The sequence below is a fragment of the Actinomycetospora sp. genome, assembly GCF_036497585.1.
GTDB lineage: Bacteria > Actinomycetota > Actinomycetes > Mycobacteriales > Pseudonocardiaceae > Actinomycetospora.
Genome location: NZ_DASXJD010000132.1, coordinates 1 through 5,346, shown reverse-complemented (window position 1 = coordinate 5,346; position 5,346 = coordinate 1). Strand labels below are relative to the sequence as shown.

6 protein-coding genes and 1 pseudogene are annotated in these 5,346 nt (G+C 71.5%); 1 reads left to right on the top strand and 6 read right to left on the bottom strand.

The features are described from left to right. Positions 1-329 (top strand): annotated as a pseudogene (locus tag VGH76_RS12925) (hypothetical protein); the annotation flags it as partial. Here the strand turns inward: VGH76_RS12925 and VGH76_RS12920 are convergent. The 6 genes from VGH76_RS12920 to rpsB form a co-directional block, all read right to left on the bottom strand. Next, positions 305-1,066 carry a class I SAM-dependent methyltransferase gene (locus VGH76_RS12920; protein WP_331557088.1) on the bottom strand — a complete coding sequence of 254 codons (762 nt, stop codon included), beginning with the start codon at positions 1,064-1,066 and terminating at the stop codon, positions 305-307. The pseudogene VGH76_RS12925 and the gene VGH76_RS12920 overlap by 25 nt on opposite strands. A gap of 6 nt (positions 1,067-1,072) precedes the next feature. Continuing rightward, entirely contained in the window at positions 1,073-2,011 is a 939-nt protein-coding gene (locus VGH76_RS12915; protein WP_331557087.1) for a phosphatidate cytidylyltransferase, read from the bottom strand. 54 nt (positions 2,012-2,065) lie between these two features. After that, entirely contained in the window at positions 2,066-2,623 is a 558-nt protein-coding gene (gene frr / locus VGH76_RS12910; protein WP_331557086.1) for a ribosome recycling factor, read from the bottom strand. A gap of 30 nt (positions 2,624-2,653) precedes the next feature. After that, on the bottom strand, positions 2,654-3,430 hold the full coding sequence (gene pyrH, locus VGH76_RS12905; protein WP_331557085.1) for a UMP kinase: 777 nt from the start codon (positions 3,428-3,430) through the stop codon (positions 2,654-2,656). 90 nt (positions 3,431-3,520) lie between these two features. Then, positions 3,521-4,336 (bottom strand): translation elongation factor Ts, encoded by an 816-nt coding sequence (gene tsf, locus VGH76_RS12900; protein WP_331557084.1) that lies wholly within the window; start codon positions 4,334-4,336, stop codon positions 3,521-3,523. Positions 4,337-4,430: 94 nt separating this feature from the next. After that, positions 4,431-5,346: 30S ribosomal protein S2 (gene rpsB / locus VGH76_RS12895; RefSeq protein ID WP_331557083.1), on the bottom strand; the 916-nt coding region annotated here is incomplete at its 5' end.

Sequence of the window (5,346 nt, the reverse complement as noted above, 5' to 3'; positions counted from 1 at the left end):
TCTGCCGCCACGACCACCGCGCCAAACACCGCGGCGGCTGGCGCTACACCCAACCCGCCCCCGGCCGGTTCGTGATCACCGACCCCACCGGCACCGTCCACCACACCGAAAGCCGCGTCACACACCCCCGCCCAGTATCAGTGACTCCCGGCTACGCGATCGCCCCCGACCCCGCCCCGCTGATAGTCCGCGAGGACTGGGCCCCCCGCCGCACCCGCTACGGCCGCATCACCACCAAAACCCGCGACACCATCGCCCGCCTCACCCGACACACCCGCCAACACCACCACCAACCACCCAGCCGCTACGACCACGACCCCGACTTCTGACGCCCGCGAGCACCGGCTGAGCAGCCGGACAGCACCAGCCCGGAGGGCCGACGGCGCACGTGGATCCGGTACGCGACCGGCAGGGCCAGGCCCGGCGTGCCGTCCACGGCCCGGTCGGCCACGGACGGGGTGAACTCGATGTGCAGCACGGCCGAGAGGGTCGCGCGGTCCGGGAAGCGCCACATCGTGTCGACCCGGCGCGTCGAGAATCCGCGCTCCGTGAAGAAGCGCTCCGCGACACGCGGGTCGTAGCCCGGAGCCGAGGCGCGCATCCAGGACCCGTACGAGTGCCGGGTCGCGTCGAGGTCGACGATCACCAAGGTGCCGCCGGGGCGCAGGACCCGCTCGGCCTCGGCCAGCCCGGGCTCGCAGCCGGGACCGAAGAAGTAGGCGGTCCGGGCGTGGACCACGTCGGCGGAATCCTCCGGCAGCGGCAGGGACGCGGCGCTGCCGCCGAGCACGGACACCGATGTCAGTTCGCGGCACCGGGTGCGGGCCCGGGTCACGAGCGGGGGGTGCGGCTCCACCCCGACGACGTGCCGGGCCCTCGTCGCGAAGCGCGGCAGGTGGTAGCCGTCGCCGCAGCCGACGTCGACCACGTCCGCCCCGTCGAGGTCCACCGTCTGCTCGAGGGCCTCCCAGAGGGCACCGGTGGCGTCCTGGGCGGCGTTCTCGGCCTCGTAGACGTCGGGCCAGCGCCAGATGTTCGGGCTCTCGGCCACTCCCGGGAACGTCACCGGGGGTCAGGTGACGGTGGGGACGAGCAGGAACAGCAGCAGCCAGGCGACCGGTGCGGACGTCACGAGGGAGTCCAGCCGCTCCATGAGGCCACCGTGCCCGGGGATCGTGTGGCCCATGTCCTTGATGCCGAGGTCGCGCTTGATCAGCGATTCGACGAGGTCACCGATGACGGCGGTGCACACCAGCACCGGGCCGATGATCAGCCCGTACCACCACGGCGCGTGAAGCAGCCACATGATCGAGAGCGCCGCGCCGGTCGCGCCGAGCAGCATCGACCCGGCCAGGCCCTCCCACGACTTCTTGGGGCTGACCTTCGGGGCCATCGGGTGCTTGCCGAACAGCACACCGGCCGCGTAGCCCCCGGTGTCGGAACAGACCACGATGATCAGGAAGGTCAGGACGCGCCCGGTCCCGTCGTGGGGCACCACGAGCATCGCCCCGAAGGCCATGCACAGTGGGATCCAGCAGAGCACGAGCATCGACGCGCCGACGTCCCGCACGAACCCGGCCGCGCCGAGACGCATCCGCCACACGAAGCAGCCGAGCACGGTCACCAGCAGCGATCCCAGGATGCCCTCGGTGCCGAACGGCCACGACAGCCAGATCATCGCCTGACCGCCGATCAGCACCGGCACCCGGGACAGCCGGATGCCGGCCGCCCGGTTCAGGGCCCCGAAGACCTCCCAGGTCCCGATGACGGCGGACACGGCGACGATGCCGACCCAGATCTGCCGCACGGTCAACAGCGACACGATGATCACTGCACCCATGAGCAGGGCGACACCGATCGCGAGGGGCAGGTTCCGTCCCGCGCGCGAGCCGGCCCCGGACGAGCCCGACGACCCCGACCCGTCCGACGATGCTGACCCGTCCGACGATGCCGTCCCGCCCGACGGCGGGGCCGCGTCCGACGGGGCGGGCCCCGCCACGTCCTCCGCCACCGCGGACCTCCCCGATCGAGGACCCGGCGCGCTCGGCTCCGGGTCGGGCACCGCTCAGACCTCGAGCAGCTCCGTCTCCTTGGCCTTGACCATGTCGTCGATCTTGCCCACGTACGTGGCGGTGGTGCCCTCGAGCTCCTTCTCGGCGCGGCCGACCTCGTCCTCGCCGGCCTCGCCGTCCTTCGCGATGCGCTGGAGCTCGGTCATCGCCGTGCGCCGGACGCTGCGGATCGACACGCGGGCGTCCTCGCCCTTGCTGCGGGCCACCTTGACCATCTCGCGGCGCCGCTCCTCGGAGAGCTCCGGGAACACGACGCGGATGATGGTGCCATCGTTCGACGGGTTGACGCCGAGGTCGGAGTCGCGGATCGCGCGCTCCATGACGCCCAGCGAGCTCACGTCGTAGGGCTTGATCACCGCCATGCGGGCCTCGGGCACCGCCACCGACGCGAGCTGGGGCAGCGGCGTGTACGCGCCGTAGTACTCGACGTTGATGCGGTTGAACATGGCCGGGCTCGCACGCCCGGTGCGCACGCCGGAGAGGTCCTCACGGGCGACGCTGACGGCCTTCTCCATCTTCTCCTCGGCGTCGAGGAGGGTCTCGTCGATCACTGGGGGCTCCTCTCCCGTCGTCGAGGCCGGTCAGTGCTGCAGCGGTGTGTGGACCAGCGTGCCGATCCTCTCACCCCGCACCGCCCGCGCGATGTTCCCCTCGACCAGCAGGTTGAACACCATGATCGGCATCTGGTTGTCCATGCAGAGGCTGAACGCGGTGGCGTCGGCGACCTTGAGGCCCTTCTCCAGGACCTCGCGGTGCGTGATCTCGGTGTACATGGTGGCCATCGGGTCGATCTTGGGGTCGGCGGTGAACACGCCGTCGACGCCCTTGGCCAGCAGCACCATCTCGCACTCGATCTCCAGCGCACGCTGGGCGGCGGTGGTGTCGGTGGAGAAGTAGGGCATCCCGACGCCGGCGCCGAAGATGACGACGCGGCCCTTCTCGAGGTGCCGGATGGCACGGCGGGGGATGTACGCCTCGGCGACCTGGCCCATCGTGATGGCGGTCTGCACGCGCGTGTCGATGAGGTGCTCGCGCTCGAGGAAGTCCTGCAGGGCCAGGCAGTTCATGACCGTGCCGAGCATGCCCATGTAGTCGCTGCGCTGGCGCTGCATCCCGGCCTGGGAGAGCTCCTCGCCGCGGAAGAAGTTCCCGCCGCCGATGACGACGGCGATCTGGACCCCGGACCGCACGACCTCGGCGATCTGGCGGGCGACGGTGCGCACGACCGTCGGGTCGACCCCGACGCCGCCCCCGCCGAACATCTCACCACCGAGCTTGAGCAGCACCCGGCGTCGTGGACCCTGTCCCCAGCCCTCGGTCGGCACCGCCGACGCGTCGGCGATCCCCGTTCCGGCCATGGTGACGGCTCCCCTCGTCCCGTGGGCTGCTCCCGATGGCCGCCGCCCGGGCCGCGGTGGTCCCACCGCGGACCCGGGCGACGGAACGGCTCAGGGCTGGCCGACCTCGAAGCGCGCGAAGGTGCGCAGCTCGACGCCCGCGTCCTTCAGCACCGCGCCGACCGACTTCTTGTCGACCGACACCGAGTCCTGCTCGAGCAGGACGGTGTCCTTGTAGTAGCCGTTGAGCCGACCCTCGACGATCCGGTCGATGATCTTCTCCGGCTTGCCCTCCTCGCGCGCGGTGGCCTCGGCGACGCGGCGCTCGCCCTCGAGGACGTCCGCCGGCACCTCCTCGCGCGTGGTGTAGAGCGGGCGGGCGGCCGCGACCTGCATGGCGGCGCCGCGGGCGGCGTCCTCGTCGTTGCCCGTGTAGGACACGACGACGCCGATCGCCGGCGGCAGGTCGGAGGACCGACGGTGCAGGTAGGTCGCGGTCGGGCCGTCGAGCGTCACGACGCGGCGCAGCTCGAGCTTCTCGCCGATGCGCGCGGAGAGCGCCTGCACGGCGTCCTCGACGGTGCCGTCACCGAGCTTCGCGGCCTTGAGGGCCTCGAGATCGGCGGCCTTCTCCGAGATCGCGACACCGAGGATGTCCTCGGCGAGCTGCACGAAGTCGGGGTTCTTCGCGACGAAGTCGGTCTCGGAGTTGAGCTCGATCATGGAGCCGTCGCGGGCGGCGACGACGCCGTTGGCAGTGGTGCGTCCGGCGCGCTTGCCGACGTCCTTGGCGCCCTTGATGCGCAGCGCCTCGATGGCCTTGTCGAAGTCGCCCTCGTTCTCCTCGAGCGCCTTCTTGCAGTCCATCATCCCGGAGCCGGTGGCTTCGCGGAGCTTCTTCACGTCGGCGGCGGTGTAGTTCGCCATCGTGGTCCGTTCCCTCGTGGGTCTTCGGTGTGGGGTGGGTGGGCCGGAGCCGCACCGGGCGGCGGTCGCCTGTCCGACGACCGCCGCCTCGGCGTCAGCGGCTGGCCTGGCCGTTCGGCGGAGTGCCCGCGTCGGGCGCCACCGCGATCGCGTTGTCGTCGGTCTCGCCCTCGGCGTCGACCGTGCCGCGGGTCCGCTCCGGGCGGGCCTCCTCGCCCGTCGGCTGGACCTCGTCGCTCGCCGCGGCGGCCTCGGCCTCGGCGGCCGGGCTCGCCACCGGGGCGTCGCCACCGGCGTCGACGACCGAGTTCGACGGCAGGCTCTCCGGAGCGGAGGCGCCGTCGCCGCCGACCGGCGCGAAGTCGCGCTCGGCCTGCGCGTCCGTGCCCGGCTCCTCCTCGGTGCCGCTCTGGCGGCGGCCGCGGTCCTGCAGCCCGTCGGCGCAGGCCTGCGCGACGACCTTCGTCAGCAGCGCCGCGGAACGGATCGCGTCGTCGTTGCCCGGGATCGGGTAGTCGACCTCGTCCGGGTCGCAGTTGGTGTCGAGGATCGCGACGACCGGGATGTTCAGCTTCCGCGCCTCGCCGACGGCGATGTGCTCCTTCTTGGTGTCCACGATCCACACCGCGCTCGGGACGCGGGCCATGTCGCGGATACCGCCGAGGGTCTTCTCGAGCTTCTCGTGCTCACGGGTGAGCATGAGGATCTCCTTCTTGGTGCGACCCTCGAAGCCCCCGGCCTGCTCCATCGCCTCGAGCTCCTTGAGGCGCTGCAGCCGCTTGTGCACGGTCTGGAAGTTCGTGAGCATCCCGCCCAGCCAGCGCTGGTTGACGAAGGGCATCCCGACTCGGGTCGCCTCGTCGTCGATCGCTTCCTGGGCCTGCTTCTTCGTGCCGACGAAGAGGATGGTCCCGCCGTGGGCGACCGTCTGCTTCACGAAGTCGTAGGCGCGGTCCACGTAGGACAGCGTCTGCTGCAGGTCGATGATGTAGATGCCGTTGCGCTCGGTG

Bases quoted from the DNA above. Each gene is read 5' to 3' on its own strand.
- tsf (WP_331557084.1), bottom strand. From the start codon at position 4,336: ATGGCGAACTACACCGCCGCCGACGTGAAGAAGCTCCGCGAAGCCACC.
- pyrH (WP_331557085.1), bottom strand. From the start codon at position 3,430: ATGGCCGGAACGGGGATCGCCGACGCGTCGGCGGTGCCGACCGAGGGC.